This window comes from Streptomyces sp. NPDC088923, assembly GCF_044749745.1.
GTDB lineage: Bacteria > Actinomycetota > Actinomycetes > Streptomycetales > Streptomycetaceae > Streptomyces.
In genome coordinates this window covers 915907-935787 of record NZ_JBIVIO010000001.1, presented here as the reverse complement: position 1 = coordinate 935787, position 19881 = coordinate 915907, and the positions used below count along the sequence as shown (strand labels likewise).

Sequence of the window (19881 nt, the reverse complement as noted above, 5' to 3'; positions counted from 1 at the left end):
CTTCGCGCACGTCCGGGCGCGAAGCCTCTCGCCCTCACTCGCGGGCCTCCGCGAGCAGCTCCAGGTACTCGACCTCCTCGCAGCGCGGTTTGCTGCCGAAGCGGTAGGCGTCGGCCTGCGCCTCCAGGTCCTCCCCTATGTCCTCGTCGGGCAGGTCCTCGACCAGCGCGGCCAGCCGCTCCTCGCGCCGGCCCCCGTACCCCGCCCCGCGTCCCCGTCGCACTCCGTCACGACGCCACCACCATCCACGCCCCATGCGCGCCACCCCCCGACGACGGAACCTACTCGCCGCACACACAGAAAATCCATAGTCCCGCGCCCCCTGCCGGTCCCCGGGCGCACCCCCGCGCCGTCCCCCGGGCGCCGCCCCCGGCCGCCCCGCGTGACGCACCCCACCCCCACCGCACGCAACAGGGGCGCGACAATGGGACGTGTGATCACCTCACCCCCGAGGAGCGCCCACCGCAGGCCGGAGGCGACTCCCTACGTGGATCTGACCAGGGACGAGTGGAGCGCGCTGCGCGCCAAGACCCCGCTGCCGCTGACGGCCGACGAGGTCGAGAAGCTGCGCGGCCTCGGCGACGTCATCGACCTCGACGAGGTACGCGACGTCTACCTGCCGCTCTCGCGCCTGCTCAACCTGTACGTGGACGCCAACGACGCCCTGCGCGGCTCGCTCAACACCTTCCTGGGCGAGCAGGGCACGCAGTACGGCACGCCGTTCGTGATCGGTGTCGCGGGGAGTGTCGCGGTCGGCAAGTCCACCGTCGCGCGCCTGTTGCAGGCGCTGCTGGCGCGGTGGCCGGAGCATCCGCGCGTCGAGCTTGTCACGACGGACGGCTTCCTGCTGCCGATGGCGGAGCTGGAGAAGCGCGGCCTCATGGCACGCAAGGGCTTCCCCGAGTCGTACGACCGCCGCGCGCTCACCCGCTTCGTCGCGGACGTGAAGGCCGGCAAGGACAACGTGACCGCGCCCGTCTACTCGCACCTGACGTACGACATCGTGCCCGGCGAGCGCCTCACCGTCGCGCGTCCGGACATCCTCATCGTGGAGGGCCTCAACGTCCTCCAGCCCGCCCTGCCCGGCAGCGACGGCCGTACCCGCGTCGGCCTCGCGGACTACTTCGACTTCAGCGTCTACGTGGACGCGCGCCCGCAGGACATCCGCGAGTGGTACCTCAACCGCTTCCGCCGCCTGCGCGAGACGGCCTTCCAGGACCCGTCCTCGTACTTCCGCAAGTACACCCAGGTCTCCGAGGAAGAAGCCCTCGCCTACGCCCGCCGGACCTGGCACACCATCAACGAACCGAACCTCATCGAGAACGTGGCCCCCACCAGAGGCCGCGCGACCCTCGTCATACGCAAGGGCCCCGACCACAAAGTCCAACGCGTCCGCCTCCGCAAGCTCTGACGCCTGGCCGCCGGCGCACAGAGGGCCTTCCCGCGCGTGGCGTGATATCGCCCCCGCGCGCGGGAAGTTCACCCCTCGTTGGCCCCCCGTACCGCGCCGCGGCCGTAGATTCCGGGTGCTCGTATCCCGCCCGGAACCCGCCCCCCGGAAGGCCCCCCATGCGCCCCCGACGCCTCGTCGCCCCCCTTCTCGTCTCCACCGCCGCCCTCGCCCTCCTCACCCCGGCCGCGCTCGCCGCCGCCCCCGCGGCTCTCGGAGCCACGCCCGCCACGCCCGCCGCGCCCGCCACGCCCGCCACGCCCGCCACGCCCGCCGCGCCCTCCGCCGCCGCCTTCTCCGTCACCGCGTCCGTGGAGACCGAGCCCGTCGGGCACAGTGGGGACGCCGCCGACGACCCGGCGATCTGGGTCAATCCGGATGACCCGGCGAAGTCGGCCGTCGTCGCGACCGACAAGAAGGGCGCCCTGGAGGTGTACGACCTCGCGGGCAAGCGGCTTCAGCGGATCAGTGGCGACTACGGCAACAACGTGGACGTACGGGACGACATCGTCGTCTCGGCCGACGACGAGGCCGAGGACGGCGACGGCGCGATGCACATCTACCGCATCGACCCGGCGACCCGGCGGCTCACGCACCTCAAGGACGTCGCCACCGAGGTCACCGCGCACGGCATCTGCATGTACCGCTCCCCGTCCACCGGGAAGCTCTACGCCTACCCCAACTCCCCCTCGGGCCGCCTGGAGCAGTGGGAGCTGAAGATCAGCGGCGACAGCGTCACCGCGACCTCCGTGCGTCTCTTCGACGTCGGCGACGAGATCGAGGGCTGCTACGCGGACGAGAGGACCGGCGCGCTCTACGTCGGCGAGGAGGACACCGGGATCTGGAAGTACGGGGCCGAGCCCGGCGCCGGTACGAGCCGTACCCTCCTCGACTCGACCGCGTCCGGCGGCCACCTCACCGCCGACGTCGAGGGCATCACCGCGGCCGGCACGCACCTGTTCGCGTCCTCCCAGGGCAGCGACGACTACAGCGTCTACGACCGCACGAGCGGCGCCTACCAGGGCCGTTTCTCCGTCGCCAGCGGCAGCGCGACCGACGGCTGCTCGGACACGGACGGCATCGACGCGAGCGACAAGCCCCTCGGCCCCGCCTTCCCGAACGGCCTCTTCGTCTGCCAGGACGGCTCCAACTCGACGCCGGGCAGCAGCGGAAACCAGAACTTCAAGTACGTTCCGTTGCAGCGGATCACGGCCGGACTGTAGAGGCCGCGGCGGCAGCGGCTCTACGGCACCCGCGCCACCCCGGCCCAGAACCCGCTCCGTTCCCGCGGCGGCACCCGGTCACCCTCCTGGTACCAGTAGTTGGCCGTGACAAGTCCGGGGGCCACGAGGTCGAGCCCGGTGAAGAACCGCTCGACCTCGTGGCGCGTCCGCATCCGCAGCGGGATCGCGCCGCGCCGGTAGCTGTCCTTCGTCGTCTCCTCCAGCTCGGGGTGCTCGTCCGCGGTGCCGTGCGTCAGGACGAGGTAACTCCCGGACGCCAGGCGGGAGACGAGAGCCCGCACGACCCCGTACGGGTCCTGGTCCTCGGGCAGGAAGTGCAGCAGCGCGACGAGCGAGAGCGCGACGGGCTGCCCCAGGTCGAGGAAGTCGCCGACCCGGTCGAGGAGTTCGGCCGGGGCGCGCACGTCCGCGTCGAGGTAGTGCGTGGCGCCCTCGGGCGTGCCGACGAGGAGCGCGGCGGAGTGCGCGAGCACGAGCGGGTCGTTGTCCGCGTAGACGACGCGGGCGCTCGGTACGAGGCCCTGCACGACCTGATGGAGGTTCGGCTCGGTCGGGATGCCGGTGCCGATGTCGAGGTACTGCCGTACGCCGCGCCCGGCCACGTACCGCGCCGCGCGGTGCATGAACTGCCGGTTCCAGCGGGCGTTCTGCCGCGCGGCGGCGGGCAGCCCCTCCCCCACGGCGCGATCCGCGGGGAAGTTGTCCACACCTCCGAGCAGCCAGTCGTAGACGCGCGCGGGGTGCGGCCTACTGGTGTCGACGCGGGGGTCGTAACTCATGAATGCGGTCCTTAGTGGGGCGAACCTGACGCTGCTGACGGCGAGTTGACAGACCTCCAGCATGCCGCACGGTCAATGTCGTCCGCGCCCCGGGTCACACCCGGCGCCGTCCGCCCCCACCGGTCCTCTCGCGCAGCTCCGACCACAGCAGGCGCTGGGCGAGGAGGGTCAGGGTGCCGGCGAGGACGATGCCGGAGAGGTTCAGGCCGAGTTGTTCGAGAGAGCCCCGCATCTGGCCGAACTCCCCGTACGAGAGCGCGACGGCCGCGTTCGCCGCGGCCGGCACCGTCGTCACCGAGATCGCCACGCCGACGAGCAGGCCGGACTTGGAGGAGGTCAGCGAGAGGGTACCGGCGATCCCGGCGAGGACGGCCACGACGAAGGAGAGCGCGTCGGGCGCGTACACGAAGCCGGTGTTGGGACGCTTCCCGTCGAGCCGCGCCCGGCTGAAGAGGCTCCAGTGGTCCATCAGCAGACTGAAGAGGACCGTCACCGCGATGGCGACGAGGAAGCCCACGACCAGGGCGAGGAGCGAACGGGCCGCGAGCCGCGGGGCGCTGCGCACGAGCGCGGTGGAGATCCCGGCGAGCGGCCCGAACTCGGGACCGATCGCCATGGCGCCGACGACGAGGATCGCGTTGTCGAGCATGACCCCGCACGCGGCGATCATCGTCGCGAGGGCGAGGAAGGCGAGGTAGGTGACGGTGAGCGTCGAGTCCTCGTTGCTCGCGTCGCTCAACTCCTGCCACACGACGGCGTCGGCGGCGTCCCCCGGCGCCTCGCGCGCGGCCCGCTCGGCGGGTTGCGAGAGGGTCAGGTCGAGGTGCCCGGCGGTGATCCCGCCGTCCTCGCCGAGCCTGAATCCCTGGAGCCGGTCGAGGAGTTCGTCGGCCGCCTCGCGGGCGACCTCGCACTCGACGAGATCACCCGCGGGCTCGCGGGCGGCGCCGGACAGCACGACGAGGTGGGTCACCCCCACGCTTTCGCGCAGGAGCCCCAGCAACTCCTCGGTGCGGCGGGCCGGGACGATGACGCGCACATGCAGCATGCGGGGATCGTACGGGCGCGGAACCGCGCGCACCGCGACCCCACCCCTCGCCGCACCGCCACCCGCGAAACCTCAGCCCGCCACGACCGGAGCCGCCGCGTACGGGTGCACGTTGATCCGCCTCGGCGGCTCCGCGAGCAGGCCGATGATCTCGTCCCGCGGTGCGTCGGAGCGGTGGCGACCACCCGGCAGCTCCGGGTCGTCGCCACCGCGCCGGTGGCGGAGAAAGCGTGCTCCTCAGCCCAGCGTCGACTTCACCACGTCCGCGAGTCCGCTCGCGACCGAGCGGGCCTGCTCGATGTCCGCCGCCTCGACCATGACCCGCACGAGCGGCTCCGTGCCCGAGGGCCGGAGCAGGACGCGGCCCGTGGTGCCGAGGGCGTGCTCGGCCTCCTCGACGGCGGTGCGCAGCTCGGGCGCCGAGGCGACGCGGGAGCGGTCGACGTCGGGGACGTTGACGAGGACCTGCGGCAGCCGCGTGACGACGGAGGCGAGGTCGGCGAGGGAGCGCCCGGTCTCGGCCATGCGCGCGGCGAGCATGAGCCCGGTGAGGGTGCCGTCGCCCGTCGTGGCGTGGTCGAGGAGGATGACGTGCCCGGACTGCTCGCCGCCGAGCGCGTACCCCTGCGCCTTCATGCGTTCGAGTACGTACCGGTCGCCGACGCCCGTCTCCTCGAAGTGCACGCCCTCGCGCTCCATGGCGAGCTTGAAGCCGAGGTTCGACATGACGGTCGCGACGACGGTGTTCTTGCGGAGCGTGCCGTGCTCGCGCATCGCGAGGGCGAGGACGGCGAGGATCTGATCGCCGTCGATCTCGCGGCCCTCGGCGTCGACGGCGAGGCAGCGGTCGGCGTCGCCGTCGTGCGCGATGCCGAAGTCCGCGTGGTGGGCGACGACGGCGGCCTGGAGCTGGGCGAGGTGCGTGGAGCCGACACCGTCGTTGATGTTGAGCCCGTCGGGCTCGGTGCCGATCGTCGTGATGACCTCGGCCCCGGCGCGCGCGAAGGCCTCCGGCGAGACGCGGGCGGCGGCGCCGTGCGCCTCGTCGAGGACGACACGGAGGCCGTCGAGACGGTTGGGGAGTACGGCGACGAGGTGCGCGACGTACTGGTCGAAGCCCTCGTCGTAGTCGCGGACCCGGCCGACGTCCGCGCCGGTCGGCCGGGACCACTCGGTGGCGCCGGGCTCGCGGTGGCGGTGGTACTGGGCCTCGATGCGGTCCTCCAGCTCGTCGGCGAGCTTGTGCCCGCCGCGCGCGAGGAACTTGATGCCGTTGTCCGGCATGGCGTTGTGGCTCGCCGAGAGCATGACGCCGAAGTCGGCGCCGAGCACCCCGGTCAGGTGCGCGATCGCGGGGGTGGGCAGCACGCCGACGCGCAGCACGTCGACCCCGGCGCTCGCGAGGCCCGCGACGACCGCGGACTCCAGGAACTCGCCCGAGGCGCGCGGATCACGCCCCACCACGGCGGTCGGCCGGTGCCCCGGCCTGCTCCCGACCTCCCCCAGTACGTGTGCTGCCGCGACCGCGAGCCCGAGCGCGAGCTCGGCCGTCAGATCGACGCCCGCGACCCCGCGTACGCCGTCCGTCCCGAAGAGCCGTCCCACCTGGATTCCTCCCGCTCGCTGTCACGAGCGACCCCGCCGTTCACCGGGCCGCCGCACTTCGCACATCAGTTGTTATACGTCATACCGCATGGGCCGGGTTCCCCCGGGGACATCGCGCATCCGCCGGGCTCGCCCGGCACCTTCGCACGCCCGCCGCGCACCACCGGGGAACGCGAACGCCCCGACGACACGGAACGTGCCGCCGGGGCGAACAAGCGATACGGCGAGGGCCGCGATCAGCGCTTGCTGTACTGCGGGGCCTTGCGGGCCTTCTTGAGACCGGCCTTCTTGCGCTCGACGGCACGGTCGTCGCGGCGGAGGAAGCCCGCCTTCTTGAGGGCGCCGCGGTTGTTGTCCACGTCGGCCTCGTTCAGCGCGCGGGCCACGCCGAGGCGCAGGGCGCCGGCCTGACCCGAGACGCCGCCACCCGCGATGCGGGCGATGACGTCGTAGCGGTTGTCGAGTTCGAGCACCTTGAAGGGCTCGTTGACTTCCTGCTGGTGCACCTTGTTGGGGAAGTAGTCCTCAAGGGTGCGACCGTTGATCTTCCACTTGCCGGAGCCCGGGACGATCCGGACGCGGGCGATCGCGTTCTTGCGACGGCCCAGCCCTGCGGCCGGCTGCGGCTCGCCGAAGGCGGAGGCGAGGGACTCCGAGGTGTACTCACCCTCGACGGGGACCTCGGACTCGGTGGTGTACTGCTCGACGTCGACAGCCTCTTCGATCGGCTGCTCGGCGGTGGTCTCGGCCACGATGCTCCTCAGAATTCTCTGTGTCTTAGGGGGTGGCCGGACTTACTGCGCGACCTGAGTGATCTCGAACGGCTGCGGCTGCTGCGCACCGTGCGGGTGCTGCTCGCCCGCGTAGACCTTCAGCTTCGAGAGCATCTGACGGCCGAGGGTGTTCTTCGGGAGCATGCCCTTGACGGCCTTCTCGACGGCCTTCTCCGGGTTGTTCGCGAGGAGGTCGTCGTAACGGACCGAACGCAGACCGCCCGGGTAACCCGAGTGACGGTAGGCGAGCTTCTGGGTCCGCTTGTTGCCGGAGAGGTGCACCTTGTCGGCGTTGATGACGATGACGAAGTCACCGGTGTCGACGTGGGGGGCGTAGATCGGCTTGTGCTTGCCCCGCAGGAGGCTGGCGGCGGTCGACGCCAGACGGCCCAGGACAACGTCCCGGGCGTCGATGACGTGCCACTGGCGAGTCACATCGCCGGGCTTGGGGCTGTACGTACGCACTGGTCGTAGCCTTCGCTTCTTCTGTGATGGGTGTCTCCCGGACCGAGAAGGCCAGGGAGGGGGTCCTGACATGGCCACCACGGACGATCACGACAGCCCTGGACGCACTCGTCGACGCAAACGCGTGCGTACCGCTGGTCATCGGCTTGGTGGACCGGTGTAAGGGCCCCTCACGTGAGAATGAGCAAGCCAATACACAACGAGGAGCCAGGCTACCCGCCAGTCCCCGTACGGGTCAAAATCGTCCGCCCCGTCGCACCGAGATCCGTCCGCCCGCGGTGTGACTAGTATGCGCGCCATGAGCTTTGGGCACGGGGGACCCCATGGTGACGGACGCGGTGACGGCGGCGGCTTCGGTGCGGGCGGGCAGTCCCCGGACTGGAACGCGCTCGCGGAGGAGAACGCCCGCGCCAAGCGCCGCAAGACCGTGCTGTGGACGGCCTTCGGCGTCATCGCCACCGGGCTCGTCGCGGCGATCGTCGCGACCGTCCTCGTCACGGTGAACAAGGACGACGGCACGAAGAGCGACGCGGCGCACAAGAGCCTCCCGCCCACCGCGACCCTCCCCAGCCCCTCCACGAGCGCGAGCCCCCGCTTCTCCTCGGTCGCGCCCCGCCCGGTCCCGAGCCCCAGCGAGTACCTCAACAGCGCGGCCCGCGACACGGCCCCGCTCACGGCCGCGGGCCTCTTCCCCGGCGGTGAGCTGCGGCTCGACGCCGGTACGTACGACAAGGGCCCCCTCGCCGCGACGGGCGACTGCGCGTCGGCGGCCCAGGGGGCGCTCGGCGGGGTGCTGAAGGCGAACGGCTGCCGGCAGCTGCTGCGCGCGACGTACACGAGGGGCGGGGTCGCCGTCACGGTCGGTGTCGCGGTCTTCGACTCGGCGGGGGCGGCGGCGAAGGCGAAGGAGCAGGCGCGCGGGAACGTGGCCTCGCTGCCGGGCTCCGGGGTGCCCGTCTTCTGCCGTACGACGGTGTGCCGCAGCACCACCAACGCCTACGCCCGGTACGTCTACCTCACGGTGGGCGGCTTCCGGGACGGCAAGGCGGTGACGAAGGCCGACACGGAGGTCTTCCGGGCGGGCGACGAGCTGTCGACGTACGCCTTCCGGCAGATCTACGCCCGCGGCGTCGCGGCGGCCTCGAAGGCGGCGGCGTCCCCGGCCCCGTAAGGCCCCACCCGCCACGCGGAAGCGGCACCGGTCACGCCGAAGCGGCGCCCGGACCGCCCCGTAAGGCCCTCAGCGATCGCCCCGCATCCGCAGCCGCAACGGCACGAGCGCGCTCTCCAGCTGCGTCCGCAGCGTCATCTTCGACGCCCCCTCCGTCCGCTCCTCGAAGCGGATCGGGACCTCGACGGCGCGGTACCCGGCGCGCGTGGCCTTGTACTTCAGCTCGACCTGGAAGCTGTAGCCCGCGCTGTCGAGTGTCGCGAGGTCGAGGTCGCGCAGGGTCGCGGCCGACCACAGGTTGTAGCCCGCGGTGATGTCGCGGATGTCACTGCCGAGCACGGCGCGCGCATAGGCGTTGGCGAAGCGCGAGAGCAGTACGCGGTGGCGGCCCCACTCCTCGTCGAGCTGCCCGCCCTCGACGTACCGGCTGCCCACGACGAGCCCGGCGTCCTCGGCGCGCGCGGCGGCGAGCATCCGCACCACGGCCTCGACCGGGTGGCTCCCGTCGGCGTCCATCTGCACGACGAACTCGGCGTCCTCCTCCAGCGCCGCGCTCATCCCCGCGACGTACGCGCGCCCCAGGCCGTCCTTCTCGGTGCGGTGCAGCACGGTCATGCGGGGGCGCGCGCCGCCGCCCGCGTTGTACTTCTCCGCCAGCTCGTCGGCGAGCTCGCCCGTCCCGTCCGGGCTGGAGTCGTCGACGATCTTCAGCTGGAGCGCGGGCAGCGGCAGCGCGAGCACGGCCTCCGCCATGCGCGGCAGGTTCGCCGCCTCGTTGTACGTGGGCATGACGACGGTGACGCGCGCGGCGTCGCCCTGAGCGGCGTTCTCCGGTGTGCCCGGTGCGGCTGACGACTGACTCACGGGGTTGCTCCTCGGCGGAAAGGGACGGGAAGGGGGAGGTCAGGAGGCGTGCACGGCGCGGTCGGCGGCGCTGTCGTCGCGGGCGTGCTCCGCCGCGCTGCGCGTGTACAGCAGGACCCTGACGTTGTGGAGTTTCTTGGTGCTCGCGAGGCGGAAGCCGGCGCGGATCGCCTTCGCGTTCGCGCGCGGCATGTCCCCGTACGGGTCCTCGCCGAACGCGGTCGTCACGAGCCACAGGCGTTTCGTCGTGGCGAGGCAGCTCGCGGGACGCGGGCACTCCTGCGCCCCGTAGGACCCGAGCTCCTGCGGGGTCCGGTAGACGAGCACGTCCTTGGGCCGCGTCGCCGCGTCGCGCCACTCGTAGTCGAGCGCGCGCCGCTCGGAGAAGGTGCCGCCGTACGCGACCGCGTCGCCCTTCTCCTGGTGCTTGAGGAGGTACGCGGCGGCGCCCCGGAAGTCCGGCTCGCCCGCGATGTCGGCGCGCGCGGTCCGCAGGCCCGGCTGGGCCGCGAGGGTGAGCCCGGCGACCGCGACGAGCCCGAGGACGAGCCCGCCGGTACGCAGCGCGCGCGGCCCCTCGCCGTTCAGCCGCCCGCCCGCGCGGCCGAGCGCGGCGGCGGCGAGCAGCACCCAGGCGGGCACGGTGAAGAGCAGGTAGCGCGGCAGGAAGAGGTGGAGCTGCGCGGCGGTCGCGAAGGTGAGCAGCGGCGGCAGCACCGTCCACAGCGCGAAGGGCAGCACGTACTCGCGGACGAACAGCGCCCCCACGACAGCGAGGACGAGGACCGGGACCGCGACCGCCCAGCTCCCGAAGAGCTGCTCCGGGTAGGTCTGGAGGTCGTGGAAGGTCGGGTTGTTCCACGCGATCTGCCCGCTCTGGCCGCTGCCCGCGAGCGCCATCGGCAGTACGAGGCACAGCCCGAGGAGCGCGGCGGCCGTCCACGCCCAGCCCGCGATGCGGTCCCCCGCGCGGCGGGCGCGGACGACGAGGGCGAGGTGGGCGGCGAGGACGCACAGCGAGGCGAGGTGGCTCCAGCCGATGAGCGGCACGGTGAGCGCGTACGCGCACCAGCCCTTGAAGCCGTGGCGTTCGAGCAGCCGCAGGAGCAGCAGCGTCGAGGCGAGCACGGCGGCGACGGCGACAGCGTACGGGCGCACTTCCTGCCCGTACCGCGTGATCCCCGGGACCACCGCGAAGGCGAGCCCCGCGACGAGGCCGACGCGCGCGGTGAACAGGTGCCGCCCCAGCAGCCCGAGCAGCCCGGCCGCCGCCGCCATGGCGAGCGCGCCGGGGACGCGCAGGGCCGCCTCGGAGTCGCCGAAGAGGGCGATCCAGACGTGCATCCCGAGGTAGTACGGGATGAAGACGATGTCGATCGACTTGGTGAGGACGCTCAGGTCGTGCAGCGACAGCGAGGCCGCCCACCACGTGGCGTGCTCGTCGCGCCACAGCTGGCGGTCGCCGAGCCCCGGCAGGAGCATGACGAGCGCGAGCAGCGTGGGCAGCGCGAAGACGGGCGCGCTGGTGCGCCACCCGCCCCGGTCGCGGCGCGGGGCGGGCGGCTCGGCGGGCCCGTCCTCGCGCGGCACGGCGGGCCGCACGGCCTCGGGGGTCCGGGCGGCGGCCTCGGCGGCCGTGTCGGCGGCGCGGCGCTGCTGGCTGGGCAGGAAGAGGCTCATCGTGCGGGTCGACTCGGACTCGCCGTCGAAGGACATCTCCCGCCGCGGCGGTCGGTTCACTGTTTGACCCATATCCGGTAGACCGAGTCTCCGCTGCTCGTCGTGGTGGGGAAGCGCCCCGTCAGCCGGTAGTGCGGATTGCCGCGCAGCGCCTTCTCGACCGCCGCGTCGACCTCGGGCGTCACCCCGCCGCGCAGCATGATCGCGTCGAAGCGGGCATCGCGCACGGCCGCCGCGAACCCGGCCGGGTCGGGGCCCTCGTACCGCTTGCCGTCCTTCGCCGTGTACTGGAAGAAGGTCGTGTTGACCCACTGGTTCCACCCGGTGCGGTCGCGCAGCAGGTACGCGGGCACCTCGGACTCCTCGGCGAGGTAGAGCCCCTTCTTGTCCACGACCGTGCGCAGGTACTGGGCGGGGCCGCGCGCGTCGGGCCAGCTGAACGCGTTCTGCGCCTGCACCATGCCGAGCACGAGCGTCAGCACGAAGAGCATGATGCCGAGCTGCGGATTGCGGAAGTGCGGCCCGATGAGCCGGGACATGCCCAGCCCTGCCATCGGCGCGGCGAAGAGCAGCCCGAAGCCGACGTGCTTGAAGAGCGAGACCTCCGTCTGGAGGTGGATCTGGTACGCGGGGGCGAGGAACGCGGTCCCCGTGAGGAGGACGCCGAGCAGCGCGCGCCGCCAGCGCCCCGGCGTGCTGCCCCGTACCCACGGCATCTCGACCATGCGGGCCCGCAGCACGTACGCGAGGCTGCCGCCCGCCGCCGTGAGCACGAGCAGTCCGCCCCACTGGGCGCTGTGGTCGAGCAGCCTGCTCGCCGGGTCGCCGCCGTGGGCGCGGTCGGTCGTCGTGGAGGTGATGCCGCCGAGCGGCCCGGAGAGCGCGTAGCCGATGCCGAGCAGCGCGAGGACGCCGGCGCCGAGCACGACACCGCGCAGGAGCGTGCGCGCGCCGCGCTGCCGGTAGGCGGTGAGCACCGCGAGGAGCACGAGCGTCGGTACGTACAGCGCCGCCGCGTACTTGACGCCGCACGCGAGCGCGATCGGCGGGGCCGCGAGGAGCACGGCGGGTACGCGCATGCGCCCGGTGCGCACGACGAGCCACAGGCCGAGCGCGAGCAGGAAGAGCGCGGCGCCGTCGTACGTCGCGAGGCGGCCGAGCGTGAGGGTGGGCTGCACGACGGCGAAGAGCGCGGCGGCGCCCAGCGCGGAGCGCGCGTTGAAGAGGCGGCGCGTGCTCGCGTACAGGAGCGTCGTCGTGGCGAGGAGGAAGAGCAGGCTCAGGAAGCGGACCCCGGAGAGCCCGAAGTGGTCGTCGACGAGCGCGGCGAGCACCGGGTAGAGCTTGGGGTGCCCGGAGAAGTAGGCGGCGAAGTCGACGGGCAGCGGCGTGCCGTGGAGCAGGTTGGCGAGTTCGTAGTGGCCCGAGGCGATGTACAGCGCCTCGTCCTGGAAGACGGAGCCGCCGAGCCGCAGCGTGAGGACCGCCTGCACGAGGAGCACGCACAGGAGCACGCCCCGGCTGATGAGCGTGGATCTGCGGGTGTCGACGGACCACGCCGACTCGGGCACCTCGGGCACGCGGTACCCGGCGACGGGCGCGCGCTGCGGGTTGAGGTCGAAGGCGTCCGCCTGCGGCGCGGGGACGCGCGCGAAGTTCTGGGTGGGGGGATCGAGGGCGGGATCGGGGCCGGCGCCGGCCGGGGGGTACGGGTACGGGGCGGCGTCGCTCTCGTACGGGCGCGGAGCGGTGTCCCCCTCGTACGGACGCGGAGCCGCGTCGCCCTCGTACGTCCCCGGACCCGCCGTGTTCCAGGAGTCCATCAGCGGCCCGTTCCCCCGCTCGCTGCCGCGCCCTTCCCGCCCGCCGCCCGCACGTCGAAGCCGTACGAGGGCGCCGCCGCCTCGCGGCGGTAGGCGGCCTCGGCGGCCGGGTCGCTCGCGATGCGCCAGTCCGCCTCCTTGTCGAAGTCGAACCACACGTGCCCGAGCACGTCGTCGCGCGCCTCGACCCCGGTGAAAAGGTCGTGGATGTCGGCGGGTTTGCGCGGGGTGTCCTCGGCGGCGGTCTCGGCGATGAGGAAGGGCTTCTTCGTGAAGGCGCGTACCTCGTCCATCGTCGGCCCGTACAGCGTCCGGAAGGTGGCCGGTCCATCGGCCCCGTAGTAGCCGATGACGCCGACCCAGTCGACGTACGCGTCCCCCGGCCAGTACGGGCGCAGCCGCACGTCCGGCACCGGGTTGATCACGTTCGGGCTCCACACCCAGATCACCTGCGTCGCGCCCTCGTCGGCGAAGACCTCGTGGAGGTGCCGCCAGGCGCGCACGAATTCGGCCGGGGTGGCCTTCTTGCTGCCCCAGGGGTACCAGTGGCCGTTCATCTCGTGCGCGAAGCTGATCGCGACGGGCTGGTTGAGATCGCGCACGTCCCGCGCGAAGCCGCGGATGTACGTGTCGTCCTTGCCCGCGCCGATCTGCCGCAGCGTCTTCTTGAAGGGCTCCCAGGCGATGTACGGGAGCGCCCCGTAGTCCCAGGCGTTGACGGCGAGCCGCGTCTCGTAGGCGTCGCCCCACGCCGAGTAGAACTCGACGAGGTCGGGCTTCTTGCCCGCCTGCTTCGCGAAGCGCGCGAGCGGCGCGACCGAGGCGGGCGCCCCGTCGAGCGCGACGCCGAAGTACTTCTTCGCCGGGGCGAGCAGTGGGCGCACGTCGTACGGGAGTTCACTCGGCTTCGGCGAGGGCGTCGCCCCGCCGTCCGTCGAGGCCGTGGCGTCCGAGTGGCCCTGCGCGCGCTCGTACTGCGACCTGCCCTCGTCGCTGAAGACGGAGCAGCCGGCGGCGCCGAGCGCGGCGGCGCCCGCGAGAACGCCGAGCGCGGCCCGGCGCGGGAACGCCGTGGCGTGGGGGGAGGTCATGCGGGAACTCCCTGGGGGGAGAAGATCATACGAGGGCTTCCTGAGGGGTGGGCGGCAGCGGGGCCTGCGCCCGGGCGGCACGCGGTTGTACGAGGACGCGGGCGACGACGGCCGCGTAGAAGAGCCCGCCCGAGAGCATGAGGGCGTAGTCCGGCGGGTAGCCCGTGAGCAGCCGCCAGCCCGAGACCGCGACCCACAGCACGGCGGTGCCGCCGGTCCAGCCGATCATCCCGGCCCAGTAGCGGCCCATGCCGTTCTTCTTCGCGCCGTCCGAGCCGGTCGGCTTCCAGCCCATGGGCCGCCCGCGCAGCACGTCCCACACCGCGAAGACGTGCGACCAGCCGTACATGATCCGCACCGCCCACGCTTCGAGCCGGTAGGGGGCGCGGTGCCACAGCGGCAGCACGAGGGTCACGTAGAAGACGCTCGGCAGGATCAGCAGACCGGCCTGGGCGCGCAGCAGGTCGGGGCGGAGCAGGAGCAGCGAGAGCGGGATGAGCGGGGCGATGAAGGTGAGCAGCGCGGTCTGGAGGTAGTAGAGGAAGCCGGAGACGTAGCACAGGCGGGTCAGCAGCTTGAGGTCCATCTGCCAGAAGGACTTCGACGTCAGCAGCGACAGCGAGCCCATGCACCAGCGGTACTGCTGGTTGTGGAAGGCGCCCGCCGTGTCGGGGCAGACCCCGGCGGAGAGCGCGACGGGCACGTACCGCAGCTTCCAGCCGAGCGCCCGCAGGTCGAAGCCCGTGTACATGTCCTCGGAGTGCTCGATGAGCGAGATGCCGCCGATCTCGTCGAGCGCGGAGCGCCGGTAGACCGCGCAGGAGCCGACGCAGATCGAGCCGTCCTTGTCCTCGCGGGAGGTCTGCACGGAGCGGTAGAACTGCTCCTGCACCGCGCCCGCGCCGCGCTCGATCCAGTTCTGCCGGTCCACGATGCGGAAGAACTGCGGGGACTGGACGATCGCGACCTTCTCCTCGTCCATGTGCGGGAGGAGTTCGTCGAGCAGGTCGGCGCGCGGGGCGAAGTCGGCGTCCAGGATGAGGATGTGCTCTCCCCGGGTGCGCTCGAAGGCGTACCGCAGGTTCCCGGCCTTCTTGAACCAGCCCCGGTTGGGGCGCACGAGGTAGCGGAAGCCGAAGTCGGCGGCCATGCGGGCCACGTCCGGGTCGTCCGCGTCGTCCAGGACGTGCACCTCGACGGGGCCCGCGTACGTACCGCTCAGCGCGCGCACGTGCGTCCACGTGTTGTGCAGCACCTCGATGGGCTCGCCGCACACCGGCAGGAACACGTCCACGCTCGGGTACGCGGCGGGCCGCCAGGACCGCACGAGCGCGCGGTGCTTCTTGAGGTCGAAGTCCTTGCTGAAACTGTCGAGCACGAAGGAGAGCAGGTAGTCGACGACGACGAAGGCGAGCAGCGGCATCATGACCCAGAACCAGGGGCTCGACGCCGTGAACATGAGCTGGCTGAGGCCCAGGCACGCGAAGCTGATGAACGAACCCGCCGTCAGGACCCAGCGGTTGCGCTGCGCGTAGGAGTACTTCTCGCGGTCGTCGGGCGGCTGCGGCAGCAGCCCGTGGCTGTGGGCCACCGCCCGGCGCCACTCCGCCGCGCCCCCGCCGGACCGCCGCCGGCGGCCGGACTGGGGTGGGCTGGGCTGGGGCGTCTCGCGCGATGCGGAATTGATGGCGCTCATACAAACCCCCGGGCCACAAGGACCCCGAACTCTTTCGGCGAGCCGTTCGAAGAACTCACCCGGAGTTCGCGAGCATATACGAGCCAGGAGGCCGCGAGGTCAAGCGTCCCCCTTCCTCAGTCACAACCCCCGCACCCGCTCGACGCGTTGTCGCCCGCCGTCTTGAGCGTGCGCATGTTCCGCGCCTCGACGCTGCGCGCAGCGAGGAGTTCGTCCGCCGGGTACCCGACCTCTTCGAGCGTGAGCCCCACGGGCCGTACGACGTGCACCGCCGAGTCCCGAACCCCGGCGGCGAGCACCTTCGCGGGCCACGACGGCGGCCTGTGCCCGTCCCCGACGAAGAGCAGCGCCCCCACGAGCGAGCGCACCATGTTGTGGCAGAAGGCGTCCGCGCGCACGGTCGCCTCCAGGACGCCGTCCGCGCGCCGGGTCCAGAAGAGCTGCTGCATCTCGCGGATGGTCGTCGCGCCCTCGCGCTTCTTGCAGTACGCGGCGAAGTCGTGCTCTCCGAGCAGCCCCTCGGCCGCCTCGTTCATCGCGTCGAGGTCGAGCGGCCGGTCGTGCCACAGCACGTGGCCGCGCAGCAGCGGGTCCACCCCGCCCGCCTGGTCGGCGACGCGGTAGGCGTACCGCCGCCAGATCGCGGAGAACCGCGCGTCGAAGCCCTCGGGCGCGGGGGCGACGCGCCACACCCGTACGTCCTTGGGCAGCCGCCCGGCGAGCCGCTTGAGCAGCTTCTCGCCGTGCTCGGCCCACACCTCGTCCGCCATCTCGACGTGCGCGACCTGCCCGCGCGCGTGCACGCCCGCGTCCGTCCGCCCCGCGACGGTCAGCTCGTACGGCTCCGGGGCGCGCGTGACGACCCGGAGCGCCTCCTCCAGCGTCTCCTGCACCGTGCGCCGCCCGCCGGGCTGCCTGGCCCAGCCGTGGAACTGGGTGCCGTCGTAACTCAAGTCCAGCCGCAGCCGCACGGGGGCCGCCCCTTTCTGTGGTGGTACGGCAGCGGGCCCGCCCCCGGAGGGACGGGCCCGCTGTCATTCGAGTCCGGGGACTCAGGCGTCCTTCGACTCCTCGGTGGACTCGGCGGTCTTCGCCTCGTCCTCCTTGACCGCGCGCTTCGTCGCGGCCTCGGCCTCGCCGGTGGCCTGCTGGGCCACGGTCAGGGCCTCCACCAGCTCGATGACCGCCATGGGCGCGTTGTCGCCACGACGGTTGCCGATCTTGGTGATACGGGTGTAGCCACCCGGGCGGTTCTCGTACCGCGGGCCGATCTCCGTGAAGAGCGTGTGGACGACGCTCTTGTCGGTGATGACCTGGAGGACCTGGCGGCGGTTGTGAAGGTCACCCTTCTTCGCCTTGGTCACCAGACGCTCGGCGTAGGGCCGCAGCCGCCGCGCCTTCGCCTCGGTCGTGGTGATCTTGCCGTGCTCGAACAGCGCCTTGGCGAGGTTCGCGAGCAGCAGCTTCTCGTGCGCGGCACCGCCGCCGAGACGAGCACCCTTGGTGGGCCTGGGCATATCCAACTCCTAGTGTGTCTGCGCCGGCCGTACGAGGTACCGACGACAGTGTCCGCGCGGGGAAACCCCCGACGGAGATCCGGCCCGAGGTCCGGAATCCGGTACGGGCGGAAAAGAATCCAGCCCGTCCGGCGTTTGAGGACGAGCGCAAAGCGCGATCACGCACCCGCACCCGAAGTCCCGCCGAACAAAATCCAGCCCGTCCGGCGCTTGAGGACACCCGAGCCGGAGGCGAGACCAGAGATCCCGCCCCCGCCCCGCGGAACTCAGTACTGCTCGGTCTCCACGAACCCCGCGTCCGCGTCGTCATCCGCACCAAAGGTGTCGGCCGCCGACGTCGGGTCGAACCCGGGAGGCGAGTCCTTCAGCGCCAGGCCCATACCCGCGAGCTTCGCCTTGACCTCGTCGATCGACTTCGCACCGAAGTTGCGGATGTCGAGCAGGTCGGCCTCGGAGCGGGCGACGAGCTCGCCGACCGAGTGGATGCCTTCCCGCTTGAGGCAGTTGTACGAGCGGACCGTGAGCTCCAGCTCCTCGATCGGCAGCGCGAGATCGGCGGCGAGCGCGGCGTCCGTCGGGGACGGGCCCATGTCGATGCCCTCGGCGTCGACGTTCAGCTCACGCGCGAGGCCGAAGAGCTCGACCAGCGTCTTGCCCGCGGACGCCATGGCGTCACGCGGCCGCATGGCCTGCTTGGTCTCGACGTCGACGATGAGCTTGTCGAAGTCGGTGCGCTGCTCGACACGGGTCGCCTCGACCTTGTACGTGACCTTGAGCACCGGGGAGTAGATGGAGTCGACCGGGATACGGCCGATCTCCTGGCCCGCCTGCTTGTTCTGGACGGCGGAGACGTAGCCGCGACCGCGCTCGACGGTCAGCTCCATCTCCAGCTTGCCCTTGGCGTTGAGCGTGGCGAGCACGAGGTCGGGGTTGTGCACCTCGACACCGGCCGGGGGCGCGATGTCGGCGGCGGTGACGACACCCGGACCCTGCTTGCGCAGGTACATCACGACGGGCTCGTCGTGCTCCGAGGAGACGACGAGCTGCTTGATGTTGAGGATGAGGTCGGTCACGTCCTCCTTGACACCCGGCACGGTGGTGAACTCGTGCAGGACGCCGTCGATCCGGATCGAGGTGACGGCGGCACCCGGGATCGAGGAGAGGAGCGTGCGGCGCAGGGAGTTGCCGAGGGTGTAACCGAAGCCCGGCTCCAGCGGCTCGATGACGAACCGCGAGCGGAACTCGTCGACGACCTCTTCGGTCAGCGACGGACGCTGAGCGATCAGCATGCGTGTCTTTCCTTCTGTCGTGGGCGACCACTATTTGACGCCCTACGGGGGCCGGAGGCGGCCGTACGGCCCGGGGGTGAGCACCCCTGGGCCGTACGGCACCTCACGGCGATCCGGGACCGGCGGTCCCGGCAGTCAACTCAAACGCGGCGGCGCTTGGGGGGACGGCAGCCGTTGTGCGGCGTGGGGGTGACGTCCTGGATCGAGCCGACCTCCAGGCCGGTGGCCTGGAGCGAGCGGATCGCGGTCTCACGGCCGGAGCCGGGACCCTTGACGAAGACGTCGACCTTGCGCATGCCGTGCTCCTGCGCGCGGCGGGCGGCCGACTCGGCGGCCATCTGCGCGGCGAAGGGGGTGGACTTGCGCGAGCCCTTGAAGCCGACGTGGCCGGCGGAGGCCCAGCTGATCACGTTCCCGGTCGGGTCGGTGATCGAGATGATCGTGTTGTTGAACGTGCTCTTGATGTGGGCGTGCCCGTGAGCGACGTTCTTCTTTTCCTTGCGGCGCACCTTCTTGGTAGCGCCCTGACGGCCCTTCGGAGGCATGTATTACTCCCGTGGAGGTGGTCGGTCCTACAGCGCGACGCTGTCGATCGACGGTCGACTGCTGAGGACTACTTCTTGCCCGGCTTCTTCTTGCCGGCGATCGCGCGACGCGGGCCCTTGCGGGTACGGGCGTTCGTGCTGGTGCGCTGGCCGTGGACGGGAAGGCCGCGACGGTGGCGAAGACCCTGGTAGCAGCCGATCTCCACCTTGCGGCGGATGTCGGCCTGGATCTCGCGACGGAGGTCACCCTCGGTCTGGATGTTGGCGTCCACGTACTCGCGGATCTTGACGAGGTCTTCCTCGGCAAGGTCGCGGACGCGGGTGTTGGGGTCGACACCGGTCGCGGCCAGCGTCTGCTTGGACAGCGTCCGGCCGATACCGAACACGTACGTGAGGGCGACCTCGACGCGCTTGTCGCGCGGGAGGTCCACACCTTCAAGGCGTGCCATTCAAGGCTCCTGTGAATGCTTCGGAGGTCTGCCGCAGCACCGCTCCCACCCGCCGAGGCCGCCTACGGGCCTGGTACGGACTGGGTCCCCGGCCTCCGCGCCGGGGGTGTCGCCCTCCTCGGACCGATGGATCACTCCATGGGCGCGAAGAAGAGGGACGGGTCCTGCGTATATGTACTTTGCTACGTCACGCGAGAGAACTGCGAACGCGGGGAGGGATCTGGGTCAGCCCTGGCGCTGCTTGTGGCGCGGGTTGTCGCAGATGACCATGACCCGGCCGTGACGGCGGATCACCCTGCACTTGTCGCAGATCTTCTTGACGCTCGGCTTGACCTTCATTGCGGTGAGGTTCTCCGGGTCAGTGCCCGCTCCACGGGAGCCGGGGGGCGGGC

20 protein-coding genes are annotated in these 19881 nt (G+C 71.8%); 3 read left to right on the top strand and 17 right to left on the bottom strand.

The genetic code is table 11. From position 1 onward, the window contains the following. Positions 1-34: 34 nt before the first annotated feature. Entirely contained in the window at positions 35-223 is a 189-nt protein-coding gene (locus ACIP4O_RS04465) for a hypothetical protein (RefSeq protein WP_401571360.1), read from the bottom strand. Positions 224-424: 201 nt separating this feature from the next. On the opposite strand from ACIP4O_RS04465, the gene coaA reads away from it, so the two are divergent. Both coaA and ACIP4O_RS04455 read left to right on the top strand, forming a co-directional pair. Next, entirely contained in the window at positions 425-1411 is a 987-nt protein-coding gene (gene coaA / locus ACIP4O_RS04460) for a type I pantothenate kinase (RefSeq protein WP_401571359.1), read from the top strand. Positions 1412-1569: 158 nt separating this feature from the next. Further along, entirely contained in the window at positions 1570-2673 is a 1104-nt protein-coding gene (locus tag ACIP4O_RS04455; protein ID WP_401571356.1) for a phytase, read from the top strand. 20 nt (positions 2674-2693) lie between these two features. On the opposite strand, the gene ACIP4O_RS04450 is transcribed toward ACIP4O_RS04455, so the two are convergent. The 5 genes from ACIP4O_RS04450 to rplM all read right to left on the bottom strand — a co-directional run bounded on the left by ACIP4O_RS04450 (position 2694) and on the right by rplM (position 7364). Further along, positions 2694-3473 (bottom strand): SAM-dependent methyltransferase, encoded by a 780-nt coding sequence (locus ACIP4O_RS04450; RefSeq protein ID WP_401571354.1) that lies wholly within the window; start codon positions 3471-3473, stop codon positions 2694-2696. Positions 3474-3567: 94 nt separating this feature from the next. Then, the gene (locus ACIP4O_RS04445; RefSeq protein WP_401571352.1) at positions 3568-4521 is read right to left on the bottom strand and encodes a DUF389 domain-containing protein; all 954 of its coding nucleotides are present in this window, start codon (positions 4519-4521) and stop codon (positions 3568-3570) included. Between the two features lie 237 nt (positions 4522-4758). Continuing rightward, a complete protein-coding gene (gene glmM / locus ACIP4O_RS04440) occupies positions 4759-6126 on the bottom strand; it encodes a phosphoglucosamine mutase (RefSeq protein WP_401571349.1) in 1368 nt (455 codons plus the stop codon). A 236-nt stretch (positions 6127-6362) separates the two neighbouring features. Beyond that, positions 6363-6878: a 30S ribosomal protein S9 gene (gene rpsI / locus ACIP4O_RS04435; protein ID WP_007826038.1), complete on the bottom strand. Its 516-nt coding sequence runs from the start codon at positions 6876-6878 to the stop codon at positions 6363-6365. Between the two features lie 42 nt (positions 6879-6920). Further along, positions 6921-7364, bottom strand: coding sequence for a 50S ribosomal protein L13 (gene rplM, locus ACIP4O_RS04430; protein WP_361320388.1), 444 nt, complete (start codon positions 7362-7364; stop codon positions 6921-6923). Between the two features lie 298 nt (positions 7365-7662). Here rplM and ACIP4O_RS04425 point away from each other — a divergent pair, with 298 nt between their 5' ends. After that, positions 7663-8535: a hypothetical protein gene (locus ACIP4O_RS04425; RefSeq protein ID WP_401571346.1), complete on the top strand. Its 873-nt coding sequence runs from the start codon at positions 7663-7665 to the stop codon at positions 8533-8535. Positions 8536-8604: 69 nt separating this feature from the next. On the opposite strand, the gene ACIP4O_RS04420 is transcribed toward ACIP4O_RS04425, so the two are convergent. From ACIP4O_RS04420 to rpmJ, 11 genes are all read right to left on the bottom strand, one after another. Then, positions 8605-9399 (bottom strand): polyprenol monophosphomannose synthase, encoded by a 795-nt coding sequence (locus tag ACIP4O_RS04420; protein ID WP_401571344.1) that lies wholly within the window; start codon positions 9397-9399, stop codon positions 8605-8607. Between the two features lie 39 nt (positions 9400-9438). After that, positions 9439-11139 (bottom strand): glycosyltransferase family 39 protein, encoded by a 1701-nt coding sequence (locus ACIP4O_RS04415; protein ID WP_401571342.1) that lies wholly within the window; start codon positions 11137-11139, stop codon positions 9439-9441. Then, positions 11136-12902 (bottom strand): glycosyltransferase family 39 protein, encoded by a 1767-nt coding sequence (locus tag ACIP4O_RS04410; RefSeq protein WP_401571339.1) that lies wholly within the window; start codon positions 12900-12902, stop codon positions 11136-11138. The genes ACIP4O_RS04415 and ACIP4O_RS04410 overlap by 4 nt, the downstream gene beginning before the upstream one ends. Beyond that, positions 12902-13993, bottom strand: coding sequence for a glycoside hydrolase family 26 protein (locus ACIP4O_RS04405; protein WP_401571337.1), 1092 nt, complete (start codon positions 13991-13993; stop codon positions 12902-12904). The genes ACIP4O_RS04410 and ACIP4O_RS04405 overlap by 1 nt, the downstream gene beginning before the upstream one ends. 25 nt (positions 13994-14018) lie before the next feature. After that, complete coding sequence (locus ACIP4O_RS04400; protein ID WP_401571334.1) at positions 14019-15584, bottom strand: glycosyltransferase family 2 protein; 1566 nt, start codon at positions 15582-15584, stop codon at positions 14019-14021. Between the two features lie 221 nt (positions 15585-15805). Next, positions 15806-16660 carry a tRNA pseudouridine(38-40) synthase TruA gene (truA, locus tag ACIP4O_RS04395; RefSeq protein ID WP_361320374.1) on the bottom strand — a complete coding sequence of 285 codons (855 nt, stop codon included), beginning with the start codon at positions 16658-16660 and terminating at the stop codon, positions 15806-15808. A gap of 81 nt (positions 16661-16741) precedes the next feature. Beyond that, complete coding sequence (gene rplQ, locus ACIP4O_RS04390; protein ID WP_164285252.1) at positions 16742-17206, bottom strand: 50S ribosomal protein L17; 465 nt, start codon at positions 17204-17206, stop codon at positions 16742-16744. Between the two features lie 266 nt (positions 17207-17472). After that, on the bottom strand, positions 17473-18495 hold the full coding sequence (locus ACIP4O_RS04385; protein ID WP_007826018.1) for a DNA-directed RNA polymerase subunit alpha: 1023 nt from the start codon (positions 18493-18495) through the stop codon (positions 17473-17475). Between the two features lie 140 nt (positions 18496-18635). Further along, complete coding sequence (gene rpsK / locus ACIP4O_RS04380; protein ID WP_008747488.1) at positions 18636-19040, bottom strand: 30S ribosomal protein S11; 405 nt, start codon at positions 19038-19040, stop codon at positions 18636-18638. A 68-nt stretch (positions 19041-19108) separates the two neighbouring features. Beyond that, positions 19109-19489, bottom strand: coding sequence for a 30S ribosomal protein S13 (rpsM, locus tag ACIP4O_RS04375; protein WP_030994294.1), 381 nt, complete (start codon positions 19487-19489; stop codon positions 19109-19111). 225 nt (positions 19490-19714) lie between these two features. Beyond that, entirely contained in the window at positions 19715-19828 is a 114-nt protein-coding gene (rpmJ, locus tag ACIP4O_RS04370) for a 50S ribosomal protein L36 (protein WP_003974245.1), read from the bottom strand. Between the last annotated feature and the right edge of the window lie 53 nt (positions 19829-19881).

Coding starts and splice junctions, on each gene's coding strand:
- coaA (WP_401571359.1), top strand. CDS start 425: ATGGGACGTGTGATCACCTCACCCCCGAGGAGCGCCCACCGCAGGCCG.
- ACIP4O_RS04455 (WP_401571356.1), top strand. CDS start 1,570: ATGCGCCCCCGACGCCTCGTCGCCCCCCTTCTCGTCTCCACCGCCGCC.
- ACIP4O_RS04450 (WP_401571354.1), bottom strand. CDS start 3,473: ATGAGTTACGACCCCCGCGTCGACACCAGTAGGCCGCACCCCGCGCGC.
- ACIP4O_RS04445 (WP_401571352.1), bottom strand. CDS start 4,521: ATGCTGCATGTGCGCGTCATCGTCCCGGCCCGCCGCACCGAGGAGTTG.
- ACIP4O_RS04425 (WP_401571346.1), top strand. CDS start 7,663: ATGAGCTTTGGGCACGGGGGACCCCATGGTGACGGACGCGGTGACGGC.
- ACIP4O_RS04410 (WP_401571339.1), bottom strand. CDS start 12,902: ATGGACTCCTGGAACACGGCGGGTCCGGGGACGTACGAGGGCGACGCG.
- ACIP4O_RS04405 (WP_401571337.1), bottom strand. CDS start 13,993: ATGACCTCCCCCCACGCCACGGCGTTCCCGCGCCGGGCCGCGCTCGGC.
- rplQ (WP_164285252.1), bottom strand. CDS start 17,206: ATGCCCAGGCCCACCAAGGGTGCTCGTCTCGGCGGCGGTGCCGCGCAC.
- ACIP4O_RS04385 (WP_007826018.1), bottom strand. CDS start 18,495: ATGCTGATCGCTCAGCGTCCGTCGCTGACCGAAGAGGTCGTCGACGAG.
- rpsK (WP_008747488.1), bottom strand. CDS start 19,040: ATGCCTCCGAAGGGCCGTCAGGGCGCTACCAAGAAGGTGCGCCGCAAG.
- rpsM (WP_030994294.1), bottom strand. CDS start 19,489: ATGGCACGCCTTGAAGGTGTGGACCTCCCGCGCGACAAGCGCGTCGAG.
- rpmJ (WP_003974245.1), bottom strand. CDS start 19,828: ATGAAGGTCAAGCCGAGCGTCAAGAAGATCTGCGACAAGTGCAGGGTG.